This window comes from Deinococcus maricopensis DSM 21211, assembly GCF_000186385.1.
Classification (GTDB): Bacteria; Deinococcota; Deinococci; order Deinococcales; family Deinococcaceae; genus Deinococcus_B; species Deinococcus_B maricopensis.
In genome coordinates this window covers 302439-323940 of record NC_014958.1, presented here as the reverse complement: position 1 = coordinate 323940, position 21502 = coordinate 302439, and the positions used below count along the sequence as shown (strand labels likewise).

At 71.3% G+C, this 21502-nt stretch carries 20 protein-coding genes and 1 riboswitch; of the genes, 9 read left to right on the top strand and 11 right to left on the bottom strand.

Features of this window, described 5'->3' with window-relative positions; all coding sequences use genetic code 11:
- Positions 1-4: 4 nt before the first annotated feature.
- Together DEIMA_RS16625 and DEIMA_RS01390 are read right to left on the bottom strand one after the other, a co-directional pair.
- Positions 5-1939 (bottom strand): GGDEF domain-containing protein, encoded by a 1935-nt coding sequence (locus DEIMA_RS16625; RefSeq protein WP_013555444.1) that lies wholly within the window; start codon positions 1937-1939, stop codon positions 5-7.
- 15 nt (positions 1940-1954) lie between these two features.
- A complete protein-coding gene (locus DEIMA_RS01390) occupies positions 1955-3094 on the bottom strand; it encodes an HD-GYP domain-containing protein (protein ID WP_013555443.1) in 1140 nt (379 codons plus the stop codon).
- 277 nt (positions 3095-3371) lie between these two features.
- On the opposite strand from DEIMA_RS01390, the gene DEIMA_RS01385 reads away from it, so the two are divergent.
- From DEIMA_RS01385 to DEIMA_RS01375, 3 genes are all read left to right on the top strand, one after another.
- Positions 3372-3608, top strand: coding sequence for a hypothetical protein (locus DEIMA_RS01385; RefSeq protein ID WP_013555442.1), 237 nt, complete (start codon positions 3372-3374; stop codon positions 3606-3608).
- 71 nt (positions 3609-3679) lie between these two features.
- Positions 3680-4690, top strand: a complete 1011-nt coding sequence (rsgA, locus tag DEIMA_RS01380) for a ribosome small subunit-dependent GTPase A (RefSeq protein WP_013555441.1) — start codon at positions 3680-3682, stop codon at positions 4688-4690.
- A gap of 155 nt (positions 4691-4845) precedes the next feature.
- The gene (locus DEIMA_RS01375; RefSeq protein WP_043816349.1) at positions 4846-5229 is read left to right on the top strand and encodes a potassium transporter TrkG; all 384 of its coding nucleotides are present in this window, start codon (positions 4846-4848) and stop codon (positions 5227-5229) included.
- A gap of 5 nt (positions 5230-5234) precedes the next feature.
- Here DEIMA_RS01375 and DEIMA_RS01370 read toward each other — a convergent pair whose 3' ends face one another.
- The 3 genes from DEIMA_RS01370 to DEIMA_RS01360 all read right to left on the bottom strand — a co-directional run bounded on the left by DEIMA_RS01370 (position 5235) and on the right by DEIMA_RS01360 (position 9106).
- Positions 5235-7712, bottom strand: a complete 2478-nt coding sequence (locus tag DEIMA_RS01370; protein ID WP_013555440.1) for a carboxypeptidase-like regulatory domain-containing protein — start codon at positions 7710-7712, stop codon at positions 5235-5237.
- Between the two features lie 7 nt (positions 7713-7719).
- Entirely contained in the window at positions 7720-8517 is a 798-nt protein-coding gene (locus DEIMA_RS01365; RefSeq protein ID WP_013555439.1) for a hypothetical protein, read from the bottom strand.
- Between the two features lie 85 nt (positions 8518-8602).
- Positions 8603-9106, bottom strand: a complete 504-nt coding sequence (locus DEIMA_RS01360) for a hypothetical protein (protein ID WP_148234862.1) — start codon at positions 9104-9106, stop codon at positions 8603-8605.
- A gap of 52 nt (positions 9107-9158) precedes the next feature.
- Positions 9159-9243: riboswitch (cyclic di-GMP riboswitch) on the bottom strand.
- A 261-nt stretch (positions 9244-9504) separates the two neighbouring features.
- Between DEIMA_RS01360 and DEIMA_RS01355 the strand changes: the two genes are divergently transcribed.
- The 4 genes from DEIMA_RS01355 (at position 9505) to DEIMA_RS17680 (ending at position 13954) form a co-directional block, all read left to right on the top strand.
- The gene (locus DEIMA_RS01355) at positions 9505-9930 is read left to right on the top strand and encodes a response regulator (RefSeq protein WP_013555437.1); all 426 of its coding nucleotides are present in this window, start codon (positions 9505-9507) and stop codon (positions 9928-9930) included.
- Positions 9931-10147: 217 nt separating this feature from the next.
- Positions 10148-11485 carry an MFS transporter gene (locus DEIMA_RS01350; RefSeq protein ID WP_013555436.1) on the top strand — a complete coding sequence of 446 codons (1338 nt, stop codon included), beginning with the start codon at positions 10148-10150 and terminating at the stop codon, positions 11483-11485.
- 91 nt (positions 11486-11576) lie between these two features.
- A complete protein-coding gene (locus tag DEIMA_RS01345; RefSeq protein WP_013555435.1) occupies positions 11577-12752 on the top strand; it encodes an MFS transporter in 1176 nt (391 codons plus the stop codon).
- 557 nt (positions 12753-13309) lie between these two features.
- The gene (locus tag DEIMA_RS17680; protein ID WP_148234861.1) at positions 13310-13954 is read left to right on the top strand and encodes a hypothetical protein; all 645 of its coding nucleotides are present in this window, start codon (positions 13310-13312) and stop codon (positions 13952-13954) included.
- Between the two features lie 98 nt (positions 13955-14052).
- Here the strand turns inward: DEIMA_RS17680 and DEIMA_RS01335 are convergent, their stop codons facing one another.
- From DEIMA_RS01335 to DEIMA_RS01325, 3 genes are all read right to left on the bottom strand, one after another.
- Positions 14053-14283: a hypothetical protein gene (locus DEIMA_RS01335; protein ID WP_013555434.1), complete on the bottom strand. Its 231-nt coding sequence runs from the start codon at positions 14281-14283 to the stop codon at positions 14053-14055.
- Positions 14284-14751: 468 nt separating this feature from the next.
- A complete protein-coding gene (locus tag DEIMA_RS01330; RefSeq protein ID WP_013555433.1) occupies positions 14752-15165 on the bottom strand; it encodes a hypothetical protein in 414 nt (137 codons plus the stop codon).
- A gap of 35 nt (positions 15166-15200) precedes the next feature.
- Positions 15201-17717 carry a heavy metal translocating P-type ATPase gene (locus tag DEIMA_RS01325; RefSeq protein ID WP_013555432.1) on the bottom strand — a complete coding sequence of 839 codons (2517 nt, stop codon included), beginning with the start codon at positions 17715-17717 and terminating at the stop codon, positions 15201-15203.
- Between the two features lie 223 nt (positions 17718-17940).
- Between DEIMA_RS01325 and DEIMA_RS01320 the strand changes: the two genes are divergently transcribed.
- Together DEIMA_RS01320 and DEIMA_RS01315 are read left to right on the top strand one after the other, a co-directional pair.
- Positions 17941-18144 carry a CopZ family metallochaperone gene (locus tag DEIMA_RS01320; RefSeq protein ID WP_013555431.1) on the top strand — a complete coding sequence of 68 codons (204 nt, stop codon included), beginning with the start codon at positions 17941-17943 and terminating at the stop codon, positions 18142-18144.
- 61 nt (positions 18145-18205) lie between these two features.
- Entirely contained in the window at positions 18206-18469 is a 264-nt protein-coding gene (locus tag DEIMA_RS01315) for a metal-sensitive transcriptional regulator (protein ID WP_043816948.1), read from the top strand.
- 57 nt (positions 18470-18526) lie between these two features.
- Here the strand turns inward: DEIMA_RS01315 and DEIMA_RS01310 are convergent, their stop codons facing one another.
- The 3 genes from DEIMA_RS01310 to DEIMA_RS01300 all read right to left on the bottom strand — a co-directional run bounded on the left by DEIMA_RS01310 (position 18527) and on the right by DEIMA_RS01300 (position 21436).
- Entirely contained in the window at positions 18527-19543 is a 1017-nt protein-coding gene (locus DEIMA_RS01310) for a LacI family DNA-binding transcriptional regulator (RefSeq protein WP_013555429.1), read from the bottom strand.
- 154 nt (positions 19544-19697) lie between these two features.
- Positions 19698-20540, bottom strand: coding sequence for a carbohydrate ABC transporter permease (locus tag DEIMA_RS01305; protein WP_013555428.1), 843 nt, complete (start codon positions 20538-20540; stop codon positions 19698-19700).
- Positions 20537-21436, bottom strand: coding sequence for a carbohydrate ABC transporter permease (locus tag DEIMA_RS01300; protein WP_013555427.1), 900 nt, complete (start codon positions 21434-21436; stop codon positions 20537-20539). The genes DEIMA_RS01305 and DEIMA_RS01300 overlap by 4 nt, the downstream gene beginning before the upstream one ends.
- Positions 21437-21502: the final 66 nt, after the last annotated feature.

The window sequence follows — 21502 nt, the reverse complement described above, 5'->3', positions numbered from 1 at the left end:
GAAGTCAGATCGTGGGGTCACTGCCGCTCTGCCAGCGGGCGTGCCGCGCGGCGCGGCGCGCGCGCTTCTCGTCGTACATGCGGGCGTCCGCGCGGCGCACCAGATCGTGCGCGCGCGTGGCCTCCGCGGGGCTGAACGAGATGCCGGCGCTCACGTCCGCTTCCGGGAACCCCTCGGTGCGGACGATCTCGATGGCGTGCCGCACGCGGCTCAGCACGATGTCGCGGTGCTCCGGGCCGGCGTGCGTGAGCAGCGCCGCGTACTCGTCGCCGCCCAGGCGGTACAGGCGGTCCCCGCGCCGGAACGTCGTCGCGAGCGCCCGCGCGAACGAAAGCAGCAGCGCGTCGCCGCGCTCGTGCCCCCAGGTGTCGTTGATGGCCTTCAGCCCGTCGAGGTCCATCATCAGGACGCCGACGGCGTGCCCGTGCCGCTGCGCGCGCGCGAGCTCCTTGTCGAGGTCATCGTCGAACGCGCGGCGATTCCCGAGGCCGGTCAGGCCGTCCTTGAGGGCTGCCTCCCGCATGTACTGCAGGTGCTCGCGCCGCTCCAGCGCCACCGCCACGAACCGCGCCGCCGCCGCGAACAGCTCGCGGTCCAGTGCCGTCCATGGGCGCGGCGCGTGCAGGCGGAACGCAACGAACATCAGCACCTGACCGGGGTGGAGGCTCAGCGGCACGTACGCCGCCGACCGCACGCCCACGTGCACGTACGACGGCGCGGTGATCGCCTGCCGTGCGTACTCGTCCACGTACAGCGCCTGCGCCTGCGGCCGATCGATCACCAGCCACACCAGCCCTTGACCGCGCGGCACGCCCTGCGAGATCACCTGCTCCGCCTCAGCCGTGACCGCGCCGGTCTTCCAGATGGTCGTGGGCACCGCCCACTCCGCCTGACTGTGCCGGCCCTCGATGCGCACCAGCCCGCCCCAGTCGACGTCCGTGACGCGGCACAGTGTGGCGACGGTACGCTCGGCCACTTCATCCGGGTCGAGGTCCGCCTGCAGCAGCTGCGCGACGTCGCGGATCGCCTGCGTGTACGACTCGACGCTCGCGGCCTCGCGGGCCTGTTCGGTCGCGCTGGTATCCGCGCGGCGCCGCGCGAGGTGCGCGTCGTGCAGCACGAACGCGCTGCGCAGCAGCGCCCCCCCGACGCCCGCGATGGTGCCGGCCACCAGCAGGCCCGCGCCGAGCGGGCTGGACACCAGGCCGCGCGCCTCCGCGTTCAGGGCGAGGGCGCCCAGGATCAGCGGCACCAGCACCGCGAAGGGCAGCAGACGCCGCGCGAGCCCTCCGCCCGGCCCGGCCCCGGTGAGGACCTGCATCAGGCGCCGTTCGGGCCGCGACGCGATCAGTGCCGTGCCGAGCAGCACCAGCAGGGCCGCCGTGAGCGCCGTCATGGGCGCCGCTTCCCCGAGGCTCTGCAGGGGCGGCGCGCCGTACAGCGCGCCCAGCAGCGGCAGGCCGCTCAAGAGCAGCAGCGCGAGCAGCAGCGGCAGCAGGGGCGGCAGCCCGCCGCGCGCGCGGCCGTGCTGCAGCACCACGACCACGCCCAGCAGCGTGAACGCCGCCGCCGTCGTGAGCGTCATGCCGCTGCCGAGAGCCGCGACGCGTGCGGGAAACAGCAGGCCGTCCACGCCCATGGGGGTGTGCAGGGCCGCGCCGATCAGCTTCAGCACGCCGATCACGCCGACGAGGCCGCCCAGGCCCGCGATCACGGGCGCCCGGCGTGGCCCGTGCGGCACCTGCCAGAGCGCCGCGCCCGCCAGCGCGAACACCAGCGCCGACACCGGATTCATGCTGCCCATCAGGGCCGGTACGGCCAGCGCCCAGCCGAGCAGCACGACCACACCCACCACCCCGACGAGCGCGCCCAGCAGCGCGGCGACGCGCTCGATCCGCGCATCCAGGGGCCTGCGGGCGTCGTCGTTCAGTACCGGCATGCGCTCCTCCACCGCTCAGGCCTCCGGCGTCGCGAACGCAAGCAGCGTCACGAACGCCTCCACGACGCGCGGGTCGAAATGCCGCCCGGCCTGCGCGCGAATCTCCGCGAGGGCCGCCTCGGGCGTCCAGGCGCGCTTGTACGGCCGCTCACTCGTCAACGCATCGTACACGTCACACACCGCGAAGATCCGCGCCAGCCACGGAATGGCCTCGCCCGCCAGGCCGTCCGGGTACCCCGTGCCGTCCCAGCGTTCATGGTGCGAACGCACGACGTCCCGCACGCCCTCGCGCAGCGACGGGATGTACCCGGACAGCGTGAACCCGTGCGTCACGTGCGCCTGCATGACCGCCCACTCGTTCGCGTCGAGCGAGCCGGGCTTAAGCAGGACCGTGTCGGGCACGGCGAGCTTGCCGATGTCGTGCAGGTACGCGCCGTCCCGCAGCGTCTGCCGCTCCTCGTCGCTGAGGTTGAGGGCCTCGCCGAGTTGCGCGGCGAGCGAGACGACGCGCGCCGTGTGCCCCGTCGTCTCGAAGTCCCGCAACTCCAGCGCGAGGCCCAGCGCCCGCAGCGCCCCCTCGCGCGTGGCCTGCAGCTCCAGCACCTTCTGCCGGATGGTTTCGGTGGCGTGCATGCGCTCCAGCGCGGCGGCGCCGACGCCCGCAATGGTCTGCGCGACGCGCACGTCCAGGTCCGTGAAGGCGTGCAGCTCGTCGCGCAACAGCAGCAGCACCCCGAACACCGCCCCGGTCGACGCCTGAAGGGGCACCATCACCACGGACGCGTGCCGATCACGGCCGCGCGCGTGCGCGCGCGGCTCCTGCTGAATGTCCGGCGCGTGCACGAGGCGCCGCTCCCGCACCGCCACCCACGCGAGCCCCGCGTCGCGCGGCACCTCGAAGCCGACGTCGCTGAGGTAGTGGCCCGCCCCGGCCGTGCAGACGAGGCGGTCCTCGTCCGCGTCGTACTGCACGAACGCCGCGTGCGGCGTGTGCACGAGGTTATGCGCCTGCCCGATCAGCAGGGATTCCACCTCGTGCGGGTGGCGCGCGTCACGCAGGGCGACGCTGACGCTCGCGAGGGCCTCCAGCTGCCGCAGGCGGTCCAGCGGCGATGAGGCGAGCGGAAGAGGGTCAGGCTGATCATGGGGCGGCATGGGTCCTCCGGCGGTGAGGGGGGCAGCAGTCGGCAGGATGAGGGCACATGCTTCTCTTCAGCGTAAATGAGGACCACCTCGGTGTGACAGGGAAACGGCTACCGCCATTGTCCCGCACGAACACCTCAGGTTCTGTACGGCGTTCGGCACGACGCGTTGAGCCGCCCTTGACCAACGCGCCCTAACAGGCGCACGTGAGCGCGCCGTGCACGGCCGCCTTAACGCCGATTCACCGAGCGGCCATGCCCCTCTCGGGCGCGTCCCGTACCGTGAGGGCGTGGCCAGTGAGCAAGCACAACTCCGGGTGTTCCTGCGCGCCATTGAGCACGAGGTGCAGGCGCTCGGCGGCGCGCCCATGACCGCCGCGCGCGTCGCATGCATCGACGCGGCGTACCAGCAGCTGATGAGCGCCTACACCTGCCTGCGTAACGCCCGCGACCAGGCCGAAACGGCCCCCTCCGAGCCCGCGGGCGGCGCCAGCACCCTCGATGACCTGCTGGCCACCCGTGACTGAAGGGCGCCGCACACCGCCGTATACTCGGCGCGTGAACGGCGTACCGCACCCGCACGAAAGCTCCCGCACGCATGTCTGAAGCCCTGACGGCCCTCGGCTGGGACGACACCTTCGCGCAGCCCTACGACGCGTACCTCGACACCCTCAGCGCCGACGACGCGGGCGTCAGCGTGCCCGCCCGCGTCGTCGGCGTGGAACGCGCCGCGTACCAGCTGCGCACCGAGCACGGCCCGTCCGAGGCGCTGCTGGCCGGCACGCTGCAGCACGCCCCGGACGGCGCGCGCGTCGCGCCCGCCATTGGCGACTGGGTCGTCGCGCGCCCCATTGAGGGCGAGGACCGCTACCGCATCGTGCACGTCCTGCCCCGCAAGACGACCTTCTCGCGCGCCGTGAACGCCGGCGGCCCCCGCCGCGCCGTATCCGAGCAGGTCATCGCCGCGAACGTCGACGTCATCCTGATCGTCACGGCGCTCGATGAAGACTTCAACCCGCCGCGCCTTGGGCGGTACGTCACAGCCGTGCGGGCGAGCGGCGCGCAACCCGTCATCCTCCTGAACAAAACCGACCTCGTGCCGGACGTCCTGCCGTTCCTCGAGGCGGCCCGCGCCGTGTCGGAGGACGTGCCCGTGCACGCCATCCGCGCGGACGCCCCCGGCGGTCAGGACGCCCTGCGCGCGTACCTGCGTCCGGGCGTGACCGTGGCCCTGATCGGCTCGTCCGGCGTCGGCAAGTCCACGCTCACGAACGCCCTTCTGGGCCGCGACGCCGCCCTCACCGGCGAGGTCCGCGCGGCCGACCGTCAGGGGCGGCACACGACCACCTCCCGCACGCTGTACGTCGTGCCGGGCGGCGGGCTGCTCATCGACAACCCGGGCCTGCGCGAGATTGCCGTGTGGGACCCGAACCTCGCCGCGTTCGAGGAGATTGAGGCGCTCGCCGCCCAGTGCCGCTTCCGCAAGTGCACGCACACCACCGAGCCGGGCTGTGCCGTCCAGGCTGCCGTGCGTGCGGGCCGCCTCGACCCGGACCGCCTGGACGCGTACCGGGAGCAGCAGACCACCCGCCGCGCCCGGCGCCGCTGACGCCGTCCCGCTGAAGTGGCGCCGACCCGTGCAGCACGCGCCTCGCGGCAGTGCTGGCAGGGACGCTGCTGTGGGCGCCCGTCACGCACCGGCCTGAGCATCGTGAATGTCGCCCCCGTCTTCAATCCGTTCGGCCTGCTCGTACTGATCTGCTGATGTTCGTGGGCACCCACCCCACCTTCATCGGCGGCATCAAGACCACCACTGTGTTTGGGTGGCGCGTGGCGCTCGTCACGCTCCAGCGGGCCGTGATGGTCCTCATGCTGGCCCTCGTGGTCGTCGCGCTTGGCAGCCTCGTACTGCTCATCACCGACCCCGCCCTGCCGCCGTTGCCCCTGGTGTTCAAGGCCGTGTCTGCGTTCGGTACGGCAGGCTTCAGCGTCAACAGCACGCCGCGCCTCAGCCCGGCCGGGCTGGTCGTCGTGACGACGTTGATGTTCCTGGGCCGCGTCGGGTTCCTACCGCGGCTGCTCGCGTTCGCGCACCGCCACACCGCGCGCGTCCGCCACCCGGAGAAAGCCAGCCTGATGGTCGGCTGAGCCCCTCAGGGCGTCGTAGGCGTCAGGTCCTCGGCATCCTCGAACCGCACCACGCGCGGTCGCAGCTGCACGCGGACCGGCGCGTCCACCTGCGCGCCCGCCGCGACCGTCAACGGTGCCGGCAGGGTCACGTCGTGCGCCGCGAGGCGCGCCGCCGTCGCCGCCGCGAACGTTACCGTATACGCTCCCGGCGTGACCCCAGGGAACACGAACGTACCGTCGGCATTCGGGCTGACCGTCCGCACCGTGCCGTCCGCGCCGTTCAGCTGCAGCACCAGGTCCGCCAGGCGCGGCACCTCCGGCATCAGGCCACCCGCGCGCAACGTGTCCTCCGACGGGACCACCAGCGTCACCTGCCCGCTCACGCGCGCGAGCGTCACGGCGCGCACCTCCAGCGTGCGCGTCTCCCCAGCACGGACGTGCAGCGTCAGCGGCAGCGCCGGCATGAACGCAACGTCACCCGGCCCGTCCGACGACAGGACCGTGACCGTCACGTCCCCCGCCGGCACCGCCGGGAACACGAAGCGGCCCGCCGCGTCCGTGATGGCCGCCAGGCCGCCCGCGCGCACGATCAGGTTCGCGCGGCCCGCGCCGGTCGCGTCGGTCACGCGGCCCTCCACGCGCGCCACGTCCCGCCGCGCATGCACCGGCACGTCCATGCTGAGCGTCGTGCTGACCCGCACGCCCGCCGCCCAACGCCCGTCCGCGCGCGCGACCGTGCCCGCCACCGCGAGGGACTGCGTACCGCTCAGGGCCCGCGTGACATTCACGCTCGCGTTCACGTCCCCGCGCGCCACGTTCGCACTCGCCACCTGATACGTCAGCAGCGTGCCCGGCGCGAGCGCCGCGCTGCCGTTCACGCCCGCCGACCACGTGAGCGTCCCGGACTGCAACCCCAACCCCACGGACGGCTGCAGCAGCTGCCCGCCCGCCCGCACCTGCGTGCTCAGCGCGTACTGCGCGCTCGTCGCGCCCGTCCCCAAGTCTGCCGTCCAGTTCACCCGGTGCGTGAGCGGCCAGCCGAACGCTTTCTGCGTGAGCGTGCCCGTCACGGACCGCGTGGTGTTCGTCGCCTGCATCTGCGCGCCCAACGTCCCGAACGGCTGCTTGAGCGTCGCCGCGGCGCGCACGTTGTACCGCTGCCACGTCTCGCCACTCACGGCGCCCCCCACGGTGTACGTGAAGGCGTCGCCGACCTTCCCGCTCACGCTCAGCGCGGCGCTCTGGGTCGTCCGCGGCGTGTCTCGCCAGCCGGGCGTGGTGCGCGCGAACGCCCCCGTGAACTCCGTCGCCCCGACGCTCACGCGGCCGTTCGCGCGCACGGTCGCCCCGCCGCCCGTGACGTTCACGGCCGCGCCCGCCTCCAGCTGCGCGGCCCAGCCGTCCGCCTGCCCGGCCCACCGCCCGCCGCCGCCCACCACGGTACGTTCGCCCACGCGCGACACGCCGAACTGCACGTTCCCCTGCGCGAACGGCAGCGTCGCGCTCAGCGCCGCCGCCGCCTCCCCGCGCGCCGTGAGACCCGCCAGGCCCTCCACGTCCAGCGCCGCGCGGTGCAGCGCGGCCTTCACGCCCACGGCGCTCACCGTATCGAGCGGCGCCGCGCCGCCCGTCACCTGCCCGGCCGCCCACGTCATCTCCGGGCGGACGTACGTCACCGTGAACCCCTGCCGGGTCGCCAGCACGTCCAGGGTGCCCGGGTCGCCCTGCACCGGCGCGCCCCGCCCATGCAACGTGAAGTCCGCCGCGGAGCCCGACGTGCCCAGCGCCCCACCGACCGTGAGGGTCAACGGGAACACGTGATACTGCTGATCCAGCGGCGTTACCGTCGGGATGAGCGTGGTCGTCGCCGTCGCGCGCGCCGGGGCCAGGCCGTCCGCCCGCACCTCCAAGCGCACCCCGGCATCCTGCAGGCGCACCACGTGACGCGGCGTCACGTGCGCGCGCACCTCCAGCGTCTCTCCGGCCCTCAGGGTGGCCGCCGCCGGCGTCACCTGCACGTCCGCGTCCACGTCCGCGCGCGCCGCGAACTGCAACGCCTCGGTGACGTTCCCGCCGTTCGTGACGCGCCACTGCACGTCATACGCGCCGCGCACGTCGAACGTCGGCGCGGTCGTCGTCACGGCGCGGACCCGGCGGGTGGGCGCCACCGTGAAGCGCAGCGTCGCGGCGGCGTCCCGCGTACGAACCAGCACCTGCGCGTCCCCCGCTGGCAGCGTCGACGGCGGCAGCAGCGTCAGCAGCTCCACGTGCGACTCGTGCGGCGCGAGCCTGAACGTCGTCTCGCCCGCCAGCAACCGCCACCCGTCCGGAAGGCTGAGCGTCAGCGCGTCCGTGTCCGGCGCGTCCGCCGCGTTCGTGAGCGTGACTGGCACTGTTACCGGCACCCGCGCGTCCGCACTCACGGGCGCCGCGGGCGCGTGCACGCCAAGAGCGCCCGCGCCGGACATCAGCAGCAGGCCACTCAGGGTCAGGAGGCGCACCCGCACCTCACTCCACCGTGATGTTGTACCGCGCGCCCACCACGTCATTGTTCCCGTCATCCGCGATCACCAGCACCTGGTACCGCCCGGGCTTCAGGCCGCTGATCTGGTATGTCTCGCGCACGCTCAGGCCGGGAAACACGCGCCGTTCACGCCCGGCCAGTTTCAGCACGAGCGCGCCTGACGCGTCGTACACCTCCGCGCGCGTCACTGGCGTCGACAGCCGCTCCCCGGTGTTCGTGAGGTCGACGTTCAGCACGGCCCCACCCGCAGCGCGCGCCAGCGCCGGGTTCAGGAACTTCAGGTGCACCGCACCGCCCGGCACGTTCACGACGACCTGCACGGCGTACTGCGTCACCTGCTGCAACCGCACCGACCCGCCCGCGCCCGCCACCGGCGCGGCAGACGTGGTCGCGGGCCGCACGAGGAATGCACTCCAGTACGTCCCAGGGCCGACGTTCTGCGGGACCTTCACGCGGTACGGCACCGCCAGTTTCCCGTGCGCCGGCACCGTCACGGCGCTGCCCGGCAACTCCACCCACGCCGCGACGCTGCGCGGCAGCGTCCCCGCCTTCGGGTACACCACGCCCGCCTGCGGGTCGGAACGGACATCACTGAGGGTCACGCTCACCCGTTCGGGCGCGTCGCCCGCGTTGCTGAGCGTCAGTACGCCTTCCAGCGTGTTCTGGCCGGGCGTGACCGTGTATTCCTGAACGAGCGCGCCCGCCACCTGCACCTGCGCGCGCGCGGCGCACGGCAGGGTCAGCAGCAGGGCGGGCAGAACGAACCGAAGGGCGTTACGCATGGCTCACCTCAACAGGGCGCACAGGCGAGGCGTGCCTCACCTGTGCGGGAATGAACGTCCGGGACGGACGGGAAGATAACGTGGCTTAGAAGCTCAGGCCGATGGTGTACGTCAGCGTGCCGCTGAAGTTGTTGAAGCCTTTGGTGGCGGCCATCGAGTAGGCGACGTTCGCCGTAGCGCCTGCGAGGAACTGCGGGATGTCCGTGATCAGCGAGACCGCGGTGCCGTTGCTGCCGCTGAAATTGACCGGGGTGCCAACGCCGTTGCCATCGGGTACGGTAGGGGTCAGTTTAAGGGTGACGCCCTCCGGAAGTGCCGAAGCGTCGTTAACCGCAAGGCCCACAGTGATGAGGCGGTTTCCGGTACTGCTGTTGTCGTGGGTGCTGTACGTGAGCGTCGAAAATCCCGCATTCTTGTACGTCACGCCGAAGTCACCGTTCGTGAAGTTGACATTCATGTTGCCGTTGACGCTCAGTTCGTCGCTGGCGCTGTTGATCGCGGTGACCGAGCTGGTGCCGGTGGCGGCGGCGAGCGCGCCCGTGCAGGAAGCCAGAACCAGTGCCGTCAGAACCGTGGTGAATTTACGCATGAGAAACCCCTTGATGCTCGCCATAAAGGCGGCATTCCTGGAAAGAAGACTGGAAACGAAGAGCCGGTCGCACCACTTGCTCCCCTCGCCTGAGGTGCCCGAATTACGGGACGAGGATCTTTGCATCTGTTCGCCAGAGGTTGTCTGAGCAGAACTGAGTTAAGTTTACCGGGCGGCTCCTACAAAAACCTGACAGAACGCCCGCCGGTGTGCTGGCCACGAAAAACCGAAATCAGGCCCTTCCACGCACCCAGGGAGGCCGCTGAATTCGCGCCCGCGTGTGTGGTTTTGGGCATTTCTGGCGTGCGGGCCAGGCGTTGCCCCCAGGTGGGGGACACCGACCCTCGTTTGGCGGTGATGATGATCGGCTGTGCAACAATGAAGGGGTGCACAGCCCCATGCGTGTCCTCGTGATCGAGGACCATCCTGCCGACGTTGCGCTTCTTCAGGAGGCGTTTAATCAGTCAGGCATTGCCGTGAGCATGGACGCCGTTCCTGATGGGGCCGAGGCGCTGGCGTACATCCGCCAGCATGCCATGCCGGGCGAGGCGCCCCACTTGATTCTGCTGAACCTCAACGTGCCCGGTTTCGACGGTTTCGAAGTGCTCGAGCACCTCAAGACGCACCCACTGTGGCGCCTGATGCCGGTCATCGTGTTCGCCGCGTCGGAGGAGCCTGCGGATATTCAGCGGGCCTATGACCTGCAGGCGAACGCGTACGCCGTGAAGCCCAGCACGCCCGAGGAACTCACCATGTTCGTCCGGCACCTCTGCACGTACTGGTGCCACACCGTCACGCTGCCCCGCGCCCTCGCCAGCGTCTGAGTGCCCGGCTGGAGGCTGTCGGAGGCGTAGCCTCCCACTGGTGTGGCGCTTGTGGGGGCCACGCCCGCGATGGGTGGCCTGAGCGTCGGGGCAGAGGCGCCGCCGCGCCCGACGCGTCGCGGGTGTGGGCCTCGGCCGGGCTGTTCTCCAGGAGCAGCGTGAGGTTCCCGTAGCCTTCGGCGTCCCGCCGTGACCGTGCGCGTGGCAGCATAAGCGCGTGACCGCACTGCCTTCGTCCACCTCTGCGCCGCCCCGCACCCTGACCGTCGGGTTGCTGCTGACCATCGTGGCGGTCGCGTTCGAGTCCATGGCGGTCGCCACCGTCCTGCCACGCGTCGCCGACGACTTGCACGGGCTCGCGTTGTACGGCTGGGCGTCCGGCGCGTTCCTGCTCACCAGCCTGTTCGGGGCCGTCATCTCGGGGACGCTCACGGATCGGCGCGGGCCGGCGGTCGCGGCGGGTGCGGGCGTGCTGGTGTTCACCGCCGGACTGGTCGTCGCAGGGTTCGCGCCCAGCATGGCGGTGTTCGTGCTGGGCCGCGCTGTGCAGGGCCTCGGCGCGGGGGGGCTGGGCGCCCTGCCGTTCGCGGTGATTCGCGCGCGGTACCCCGAGCAGGCGCGCGCGCGGATGCTCGCGGCCGTGTCGAGCGCGTGGCTGCTGCCGGCCCTGGTGGGGCCGCTCCTCGCGAGCCTCCTGGCGGACACCCTGACGTGGCGCGCGGTGTTTTGGGGGCTCGCGCCCGTCATGCTGCTGGTCGGGCCGCTGTGCGTCCTGCCGCTGCGTGGGACGGTGCCGGACGCGGACCGGGGGGCGAGCGGTGCGGGGGTGGGCATGGCGCTGCTCCTCGTGGTGGGCGCGGGCGCGCTCATCGAGGGCCTGCGCACGCCCGGCGCGTACGCATGGGCGCTCCTGGCACTCGGCGCGGTCGGCGTGCTGGTCGCCACGCGGCACCTGTTCCCGCGTGGGCTGTGGCGGTTCGCGCCGGGCCTGCCGGCGGCGCTGATGGTGCGCGGGTTCGCGGCGTTCGCGGTGCTCGGCGCGAACGCCACCCTGCCGCTCGCGCTGCATGAGCTGCGCGGCCTGACGCTCACGCAGGCCGGGTGGCTGCTGAGCGTCGGGGGCGTGACGTGGTCGCTGGGGTCGCTCGTGCAGTCCCGGCTGGAGGCGCGGTTCGGCGCGCCGAGCCGTCCACTGCGCATTCGCGCCGGCATGGGTCTCGTGACGGTCGCGCTCGTCATCACGACGCTCGGCGTGCTCGGCCCGCTCCCGGTGAGCGCCGCGTACGTGGGGTGGCTGCTGTCGGGCCTGGGCATGGGGGTCGGGTACAACAGCAACAGCCTGCTGGCGCTGTCGAGCGTCGATGACCGTCAGGCGGGCACGCTCAGCGGGCAGCTCGCGAACATCGAGGTGCTGATGAGCGCGATCAGCGCGGGCCTCGCGGGCGCGCTGATCGCGCGCGTCACGCCGCTGCCGCATGCGTTTCTGGGGGCGTTCGCGGCCCTGATTATCGGGTCGCTGCTCACCTGGGTCGCTGCCGCGCGGTTGCGGCGCTGAGCGTCCACGCGGGGCGCCATTGACGCTCAGGCCCGCCGGGATTCCGGCGGGCTCTCTTTTGCGGGCGCGGCAACTTGGTATCACTGCGCGTATGACGTTGTCCGCCACCTCCGCCCAGGCCCCTGCGCCTGACCTCACCACCCGCGTGACCATCCTGCTGCTCGCCGCCCTCACCATCATGTCCGGCGCGACCATCGCGCCGGCCCTCCCGGCGATGCAGGCGCACTTCGCGGGCACGCCCGACGCGGCACTGCTCGTGAAACTCTCGCTCACCATCTTGGGCCTCGTGATTGCCATCACCGCACCCATCAGCGGCGTGCTCGTGGACCGTTTCGGTCGCCGCCCGGTGCTGCTCGGCGCGCTGCTGCTGTACGCGGTGGGTGGCGCCAGCGGCCTGTTCGCGCCGACGCTCGCCACCATCCTCGTGGGCCGCGTCGTTCTCGGCCTCGCGGTGGGCGCCACCATGACGGCCACGGGCGCGCTCGTGAACGACCTGTTCCACGGCGCGGACCGAGGGCGGTTCCTGAGTCAGCAGGCGGCGTTCACGAGTTTCGGCGGGGCGGTTCTGCTGCCGCTCGGTGGGGCGCTCGCCGCAGTGTCGTGGCGCGCGCCGTTCGGCATCTACCTGATCTCGCTGCTGCTGATCCCGCTGGTGCTGCGCCTGCCGCGCGGCGTGCCTGCCGGGCACGCGCACGGCCAGGCGGCGGGCGCGCCGCGCTGGCCGGTCATCGCCGTGATCTACGGCCTGGCGCTCGCGTACATGGCCGCCTTCTACCTGATGCCGACGCAGGGGCCGTTCGTGCTCTCGGGCCTCGGCGCGGCGCCGTCCATGGCGGGCCTGCTGCTCGGCACGTTCACGCTCGTCGGCGCCGTCACGTCCCTGACGTACTCGCGGTTCGTGGGGCGCTTCGATCCGCGCCGCGCCGCCGCGCTCGGCATGGCCCTGCTGGGTGGCGGGTGGGTCGTGGTGTCCCAGGCGCCGACGCTGCCCGCCGCGCTCGTCGGGCTGGTCCTCGCGGGGCTCGGCGGCGGCCTGGTCTTCCCGAACCTGTACACGTGGCTGGCGGACTTCACGCCGCCCGCATGGCGCGGACGCATCACGGCCGGCATGAGCAGCGCCGTGTTCCTCGGGCAGTTCCTGAGCCCGCTGGTGTTCGCCGCGCCCGCCGGGCATGAGGCGCGCGGGTTCCTGTGGGGCGCGGTGTTCGCGGTCGTGCTCGCGGTCGTGCTCGCGCTCAGCACCTTCGCGGGCCGCGCGCGGCGCTGAGCGGCCCACTCAGCGCACGACCAGCCGCCCCAGGGACGCGGTGCGTCCCTGCTCGTCCTGCACGGCGAGCCGGTCAGCAGCAGCGAGACCGGCCCGGGCGTCTGCACGAGCACCTGATCGACCGCCACGGCGTCCGCCGCGCTGTCCGCCGGGAACGCCTGCAGCAGGCGCCGCCCTCCACCCGCCCAGGCGGGAACGGTGACGCGGGCCGCCACGCGGTCCGCGCTGAACAGCCAGTCCGGCCGGCCCGCGCGGACGCCCGGGTCCGGGTGAACCACCTTCAGGTCGTTCACCTGCAGGGAGGCCTGCAGTGGCGCGCCCGATGCGTCCTCCAGCACCGAGGGGACGCGCGGGCGGTGCGCCTCCATAACGGCGCGCCGCCACGGGTCGTCAAGGTCGGCGCGGCCTGTAGAGAGGCTGGCCGTCTGGTCCACCGTGAGCGGATCGAGGCCGCTCAGCGTCCGCAGGCGCGTCGCCATCCACAGGATCGTGTCCTCGCTGCCACCCTGCGGCACCTCAGCGTTGGGCGAGTACCCCGCGTACACGAACACGCGCGCGTGCGGGTCACGCTCGAAAATGCGCGCCATCAGGTTCTCCGCCTGCTGCCGCTCCCGGTCGTTGATCTGCGCCGTCATGCTCAATTCCGGACGGAACGTCTGCGCTTCGTACGGCACGAGCGTGTACCCGGCCTGCACGGCGCTGCGGACCAGCTGCGCGAACACCGGCTCGTTCGTGTAGTACCCGGCGCCGCGCGTGATGTACCCCCGTGCGGTGGCCGCGAAGAGGTTCGGCTCGAACGTTTCCGCGGCGAAGTACGTGAAGCGTTGCACGCGCAGGGCCAGCGCGAGGCGCCGCGCGAATTCCCGGCTCTGCGGCACGTGGTGCGCCTCGTTCAGGATCACGACCTGCCGGTCCCGCAGGTCCTCGCTGACGGTCGCCTGGAGCGCCGCGAGCGTCGGCCGCGCGTAGTTCTGGAGGTCCGGCAGTCCCTGCGCGCCCGTCATGGCCTGCTCGGTCAGCGTGAGGGCGCGCAGGGGCTGCCCCGCGACGTAGGCCAGATCTGCGGCGCGCAGCAGCGTCCGGGCGCGCCGGGCCTGCGCGTCGGCGGTGGCCGCCTGAACGGCGGGGGGGGTCCGCCGCCCGCGAGGGCCGGGGAGGCGAGGAGCAGGGCCGTCAGGGCGCGTCGCATGGCTGCACCGTAAATGGTCCCGACCACCGCCGTTCACGACGAACGTAACCCCCATGATGAACGTCATGGGGGTGGGGAGGCGCTGTCAGGAGGCCGCGGTTGGCTGGGCGTTCAGGCGGGGGTGAGGTACTCGGTGGGCAGCGGGCGCTCCAGCAGGACGGCGCCGCGGCAGTGGCCGGCCGCGGTCCACAGCACCCGGCATACCCGCAGCGTCTCGGCTTCGACCTGCACGGTGTCGCCCTGCTGGGGGTCCGGCCCTTCGCCGTGCAGTAACGCGCTCGCCAGGTACGCGTCCAGCCAGCGCACCTGGAGAACTGCTGCTTCGGGGAAGTCGTAGGCCATACCGCATTCTGACGAATAGTCACTCTCACCGCTCTGACAGGGGTGCAGGACGGCCGGCACCCCTGGAACGGGCCCGGGACGAGCGGCGCGGGCAGGCGGGTGCGGCTTTCGGGAACCTGGGGACCACACGGGCGGCGTCGGCAGGCCGAAGCCCTCCGTTTTCAGGGTGCTGCCCGTCTGGGCGGGGCTGGACCCCGTGCGCGGTCTTGGAATGCGCGTGCGCTGGGGGTGGCCCTTTTCAGGCCGGAACCTGAAGGTCACGGGCCTGCGGCAGGCGGGTCGGGGCAAGACGCTGATGGCCCCGACGTCCGGATGCCGCGGCAACGTTTCACATGGAAATATTGCGGTGCCCCACGTTTTTATGACGGCTTCCTTACAACCAGCGCCGCGCACGGCCGGTCGCGCCACCCTCCAGCACCGGTGGGCGGGTGGGTTTCACCGCCCATCCGCCCACCGGACTGGCTGGCGTCAGTGCGCCGGCGCCAGCGTCTCGTTCAGGCGCACGAGCAGCTCCTCGGCGCGCTCGTACCCGGGGCGCAGGTACACCATGCCGAACGTCGTCCAGTCCTGCACGGCCGCGACCTCTAGGCCGCCGTCGTGCAGTTTTAGGTGCGGGTACGCACCGTACTCCACGAAGCAGGCGAACGCCTCCGCGACGCGTTCCAGCGCGCGCGTGTTCTCGTCCGTCCACGTGAGCACGTACGGCAGGGCGAAGCAGGGCTTCCCGCAGCTGCCGCCCAGCCCGACCAGCGGCAGGCCCGCCACGACCGGCGTTTCGCGGCGCGTGCGCGTGCGCTCCAGAAAAGCGGTGCGGTTCCGGGCGAGGTCCTTGCTGGGGAGTTTCTGGGCGGCCACCCAGGGGCCGACGGTCAATTTGCTCATGAGGTGCTCCTTCAGGGCGGGGGAGAGGGGGCGGGTCAGGCGCGCGTGAGCGTGCGCTGCGTCATGGTCGACGGCGCGGCCGCCGTGGCGGCCGGTGCGCGGAAGCGGCGCAGCCTCAGGGCGTTGCTGAGCACGAACACGCTGCTGAACCCCATTGCGGCGGCCGCGAGGACCGGGCTGAGCAGCAGCCCGAACGCGGGGTACAGCGCGCCGGCCGCCACGGGAATCAGGATGATGTTGTACGCGAACGCCCAGAACAGGTTCAGGCGGATGTTGCGCAGCGTCGCGCGGCTGAGTGCGACGGCGTTCGGGACGCCGCGCAGGTCGCCACTCATCAGGATGACGTCGGCGGTTTCGACGGCGACGTCTGTGCCCGTGCCGATGGCGAGGCCTACGTCCGCCTGCGCAAGTGCGGGCGCGTCGTTGATGCCGTCCCCAACGAACGCGACCCGCTGCCCGCGCGCCTGCAGGTCGCGCACGGCGTCACTCTTGCCGCCCGGCAGGACCTCCGCGAGCACCGTGTCGATGCCGAGCTGCCGCGCGATGGCGTTCGCGGTGCGCGCGTGGTCGCCGGTGATCATCGCGACCTGCAGGCCCTGCGCGTGCAGCGCGCGGACGGCGTCGGCGCTGCCGTCCTTGATGGGGTCGGCGACCGCGATGATCGCGGCGAGCTGCCCGTCGATGGCGGCGTACAGCGGCGTGCGGCCCTCGTCGCCGAGGCGTTCGGCGTCCGCGCGGAACGCGTCCGGGTTCAGGCCGAGGCGGCGCATGTAGCGGTCCGCGCCGACCTGCACGGGGCGCCCCTGCACGCGCGCTTCCAGCCCGAATCCGGGCACCGCCTCGAACTGCTCCGCGGCGGGGACGGCGAGGCCCCGGGCGTGCGCGGCGTCCACGATGGCGCGCGCGATGGGGTGCTCGCTGCTCGCCTCGGCGGCGGCCACGAGGCGCAGCACCGTGTCGGGGTCGAACGCGTCGGTCGCGTGCAGGTCGGTGAGTTCCGGGCGGCCCTTGGTGAGCGTGCCGGTCTTGTCGAGCGCGACGACCTGCACGCCCTGCAGGCCCTCCAGGGCGGCGCCACTGCGGAACAGCACGCCGAGTTCCGCGGCCTTGCCGGTGCCAACCATGATGCTGGTGGGCGTGGCGAGGCCCATGGCGCACGGGCACGCGATGATCAGCACCGCGACGGTCGTGACGAGCGCGAACGACAGCGCGCTCGCGCCGCCCACAAGGAGCCAGATCAGGAACGTCAGGGCCGCGATGCCCAGCACCACCGGCACGAACACCGCGACGACGCGGTCCGCGAGGCCCTGGATGGGGGGCTTGCTGCCCTGCGCCGTTTCGACGAGGCGGATGATCTGCGCGAGGGCGGTGTCCGCGCCGACCTTCGTGGCACGGAACTGGAACGCGCCGTGCCCGTTGAGGGTGCCGCCCACCACGCTGCTGCCGGCTGTTTTGTTCACGGGGACGGGCTCGCCGGTGATCATGCTTTCGTCCACGAAGCTATGCCCGCTCGTGACCTCGCCGTCCACGGGGATCTTCTCGCCGGGGCGGACCTGCAAGACGTCGCCGGTGAGGACCTCGTCGACGGGCAGGTCGAGTTCCTGGCCGCCGCGCACGACGCGCGCCGTTTTCGCCTGCAGGCTCAGCAGGGCCTTCATGGCTTCGCTGCTGCGGCCTTTCGCGATGGCCTCGAAGTATTTGCCGAGCAGGATGAGCGTGATGACGACAGCGGACGCTTCGTAGTACACGTGCGCGGTGCCTTCGGGGAAGATGCCGGGCGCGACCGTGGCGACGAGCGAGTACAGGAACGCGGCGGTCGTGCCGATCATGACGAGGGCGTTCATGTCGGGTGAGCGGCCCCGCAGGCTCTTCCAGCCGAGGCGGTAGAAGCGGCGGCCCGGGCCGAACTGCACCGGCAGCGCGAGCGCGAGCATCACCCAGTTCAGGGTGGTCATGACGCTGTGCCCGAAGGTGGTCATCAGCCAGTCGTTCACGGCAGGGACCAGCATGGGCACCATGGCGAGCAGCAGCAGGGGTGCGGCGAACACGGCGCTGAACGTGACGGCGCGGCGCAGGTCGCGGACTTCCTGCTCGCGGCGCTCGCGTTCGAGGTCGGTGCGGTCCTGCCCGGCCTGTACCTCGAGGATGTCGTAGCCGGCGTCCCGGATGGCCACTTTGAGCTGCGCGGGGCGGGTGGCGCTGGGCAGGTACGTGACGGTGGCGCGTTCGGTGGCGAGGTTCACGCTGGCGCTCAGGACGCCTGGAACTTTTTTGAGGGCGCGTTCCACGCGGGCGCTGCAGTTCGCGCAGGTCATGCCGGTGACGCCGAGGTCAGCGGTGGCGGTGACGGGTTCGTAGCCGGTGTCGCGGACCTTATCGAGCAGCGCCTGTGGGGTGGTGAGGGCCGGGTCGTACGTGACGGTGGCGCGTTCGGTGGCGAGGTTCACGTTGGCGTCCTGTACGCCCTCGACCTTCTTGAGGCCGCGTTCAACGCGGGCCGTGCAGCTGGCGCAGGTCATACCGGTGACGCCGATGTCAATGCTGGTGGGCATCGCTCCTCCTTTATCCCCTGGGAGGGGGTATGTCTGAGGATAATCCCCCGGGGGGGGATGCGCAAGGGGGGCTTCTTGTGTGCTGCATTCGCGCGAGTACAGCGGCTACACAAAGATAACTGCGCTGTAGGGCAGCGCCGAGGTGGCCTGCACTGCCCCATCCGCAGAACACTGTTGAGGGCTTGTTCTTGACACCCCCTGGGGGAGGGGGTAAAGTGAAGGCATGAAAACCGAACTGAGCATCAGCGGCATGACCTGCGGCCACTGCCAGGCCGCCGTCACCAAGGCCCTCAAAGACGTCCCCGGCGTCCAGAACGCCGAAGTGAACCTCCAGGACGGTTCCGCCACCGTCGAGGGCGACGCCAGCGCGCAGGCGCTCATCGCGGCCGTCGTCGAGGAAGGCTACGGCGCGCAGATCCGCCAGTAACCCCGTGACCCGCACCGACGCGCAGGACGAACACTGCCACACCACGCCCGGGCACCTCTGCATGCCCGAGGACGCTCGCAAACGCGCCGCCCGCCGCCTCGCCATCGCGCGCGGGCACCTGGAGGGCATCATCCGCATGCTCGACAACCCGGACGCGTACTGCGTGGACGTCCTGCGGCAGATCAAGGCCGTGCAGGGCGCCCTGAGCGGCGCGGGCGAGGTGGTCCTGCGCGGCCACCTGGAGGCGCACGTCGCCACCGCCCATGAGCGCGGCGACACTGTCGAGATCGTCGAAGAACTCATGGAAGCCCTCAAGTACACCTGACCCAACAATGAAGGGCGGGGCACGCGACCGTGCCCCGCCCTTCATTGTTGGGTGCGCTCAGCGCGGGGCCGGACCGGTGGACTGCCGCACGATCAGCTGCGGCTGCAGGATGTACTGCCGCGCCGGCCGCTCCGGGTCGCGCATGACGCGCATCAGGTTGTCCATGCTCTTGCGGCCGAGCGCCGCGAAGTTCTGGTGCACCGTCGTGAGCGCCGGACTGAAGAACGCGGATTCCGGCGTGTTGTCGAACCCCACCACCGACACGTCCTCCGGCACGCGCCGCCCGCTCGCGTGCAGCGCCGCGATCGCGCCGAGCGCCATCTGGTCGTTCCCCGCGAACACCGCCGTGAAGGGCAGGCCGTCCTGCAGGGCGCGCTGCACGGCCTCATGGCCGCTGCGCGCGCTCCAGTCGCCGATCAACCGGGGAAGCGGCTCCAGCCGCGCGCGTTCCAGCGCGTGCACGTACCCCTGATGGCGGAGTTCCGCGTCACTCCACTCGACCGGGCCGCTCACGTGCAGGATGCGTTCGTGCCCGAGGTCCAGCAGGTGCGTCGTCGCCTGGCACGCCCCCTCGAACTGATCGATGATGACGCTGCTGCCCTCCACCTTCTCGTTCGCGTCGATCAGGATGTACGGTAGGGACCCCCCTACAGCGTCCACGGCCATCTGCGGCTGGAACGGCGTGAGCAGCACCACGCCGTCCACGCCGAACTGCATCAGGCGCTGCACGTTCGCCTGCATTTCCGCGGTGGCGAACGCGTGCAGCGTCGTGAGGAGGATCTCGTACCCGTACTCCCGCGCGGCCCGCTCGACGTTCTGCACGATCTGCGCCGGACCGTACTGGTCCGTACCGTACGCGACGACGCCGATGAGTTGCGTGCGGCGCGTCACGAGGCTTTTGGCCACCAGGCTCGGGCGGTAGTTGAGGGCGTCGATGGCGTTCTGAACGCGTTCGCGCGTGGCCGGGGCGACGCTCGGGTGGTCGTTGATGACGCGCGACACGGTCTGATACGAGACGCCGGCCAGTTTGGCGACGTCGGTGATGGTGGCGTTTCGCGTGATCGCTTTGGACATGCAGGGCCTCTTTCGGCGGGGTGGGATCGTGAACGTCACGCTGGCCCTCGTGACCCGGTCACGGGTGTAGGGCATCGTACCCTGACGCTGCGGGGGTGGGCGTGAGGCGGGCAACGCCAGGCGCCCCCGGCGTTGCCCGCTTGGTGTGCCAGGGTCACTTCAGGCCGGAGGTGGCCATGACGCCTTCGGTCACGCGCCGCTGGAAAATCAGGTACGCGATGACGGTGGGGAGCGCGGCGGTGACGGCGGTCGCCATGGTCTTGGCGTACGCGACGCCGTACGCGGACTGCACCTGCGTGATGCCGACCGGAATGGTGAGCTTCGGCGTGTCGTTGATGACGATGAACGGCAGCAGGAAGTTGTTCCACGCGGCAATGAACGTCACGATGGCGAGCGATACGGTGATGTTCCAGTTGAGCGGCAGGAACACGCTCCACAGCACCCGCCACTCGCTCGCGCCGTCCATGCGGGCCGCGTCGCCGAGTTCCGGGGGGATCTGGTCGAAGAACTGCTTGTAGATGATCACCGCGACGGGCGCAGCGAGCTGCGGCAGGATCAGGCCCGCGTAGCTGTTCACGAGGCCGAGGTCGTTCAGGAACATGAACAGCGGCACCAGGCTCGCCTGGAACGGCAGCATGAACCCCGCGAGGACCAGCCAGTACAGGCCCTTGCGCCCGCGGAACTGCAGCTGCGACAGCGCGTACGCGCACAGCATGGACAGCAGCAGCACCAGCACCGTGATGACGACGCTCGTGAGGACGCTGTTCAGGTACCAGCGGATCAGCGGGCTGTTCTGGAAGATGTAGGTGTACGCGCTCGTGTCGACCACGTGTGGCCACAGGGTGGGCGGCAGGGCGATGGTGTCGTTCTCGGGCTTCAGGGACGTGGCGACCGTCCAGTACAGCGGGAACACCCACGCGGCGGCCACCAGGACCGTGAGGAGCGTGGCGACGCCGCCGAGCAGGCGGGCGGACGGGGTGCGGCGGGTACCGATCATGCGCGACCTCGGTTCAGGAAACGGGCTTGCAGGGCGGAGACGGCCAGGATGATGACCATCAGGACGACGCCGATGGTGCTCGCGTACCCGCCGTGCTGCTGCTGGAAGCCCTCGCGGTACGCGTACAGCAGCATGACGAGCGTCTTGTCGAACGGCCCGCCGCCGGTGAGGAGGTACACCTGGTCGAAGATCTTGAACTGCGCGATGAGCTGCAGCAGCAGCACGAGGCTCGTGACGCCCCACAGGCCCGGCCAGGTGATGTGCCGGAAGAGCTGCCAGCTGTTCGCGCCGTCGAGCGCGGCGGCCTCGTACGTTTCGCGCGGGATGCTCTGTAGGCCGGCGATGAACAGCAGGATGTTGAACCCGACCGTCCACCAGATCGTCACGAACGCCACGGCGGGCAGCGCCCACACGGGGTCCTGGAACCACGTCACGGAACTTTTGGTGAGGTAGTTGACGAGGCCGAAATTCGAGTCGAGCACCCAGTTCCAGATGTTCGTGACGACGCTCACCGGCAGGACGTACGGCAGAAAGAACGCCGCGAGCACGACGTTCTTGAGCCACCGGAGGCGCAGGACCAGCATGGCGAAGATCAGGCCGAGCGCCGTGTTCGGAATGACGGTCAGCAGGATGAAGAGCGCGGTGTTCTTGAGGGCCGTCCAGAAGGTGGGGTTGCTGAACAGCTCCGCGTAGTTGCGCAGGCCGACGTAGTGGCCCTGACCGGCAAGGTCGGCGTTCGTGAAGCTAAGCTGGATAACGCGCAGCGTCGGGTAGATCAGGAACAGCAGGTACGCCACGAGGAACGGCGCGACCAGCAGCGCCGCGGTCAGCCAGGGTCGGCGGGCGCGGCGCAGCGGTGCGCGCTCGGTGTGGCGCTGCCGGGTGGTGTTGAGCATGGGAGGCCCTCTTTCCCTCCGGCCGTCCAGGCCGGAACGCACAGGGCGGCGGCCTCAGGGGCCGCC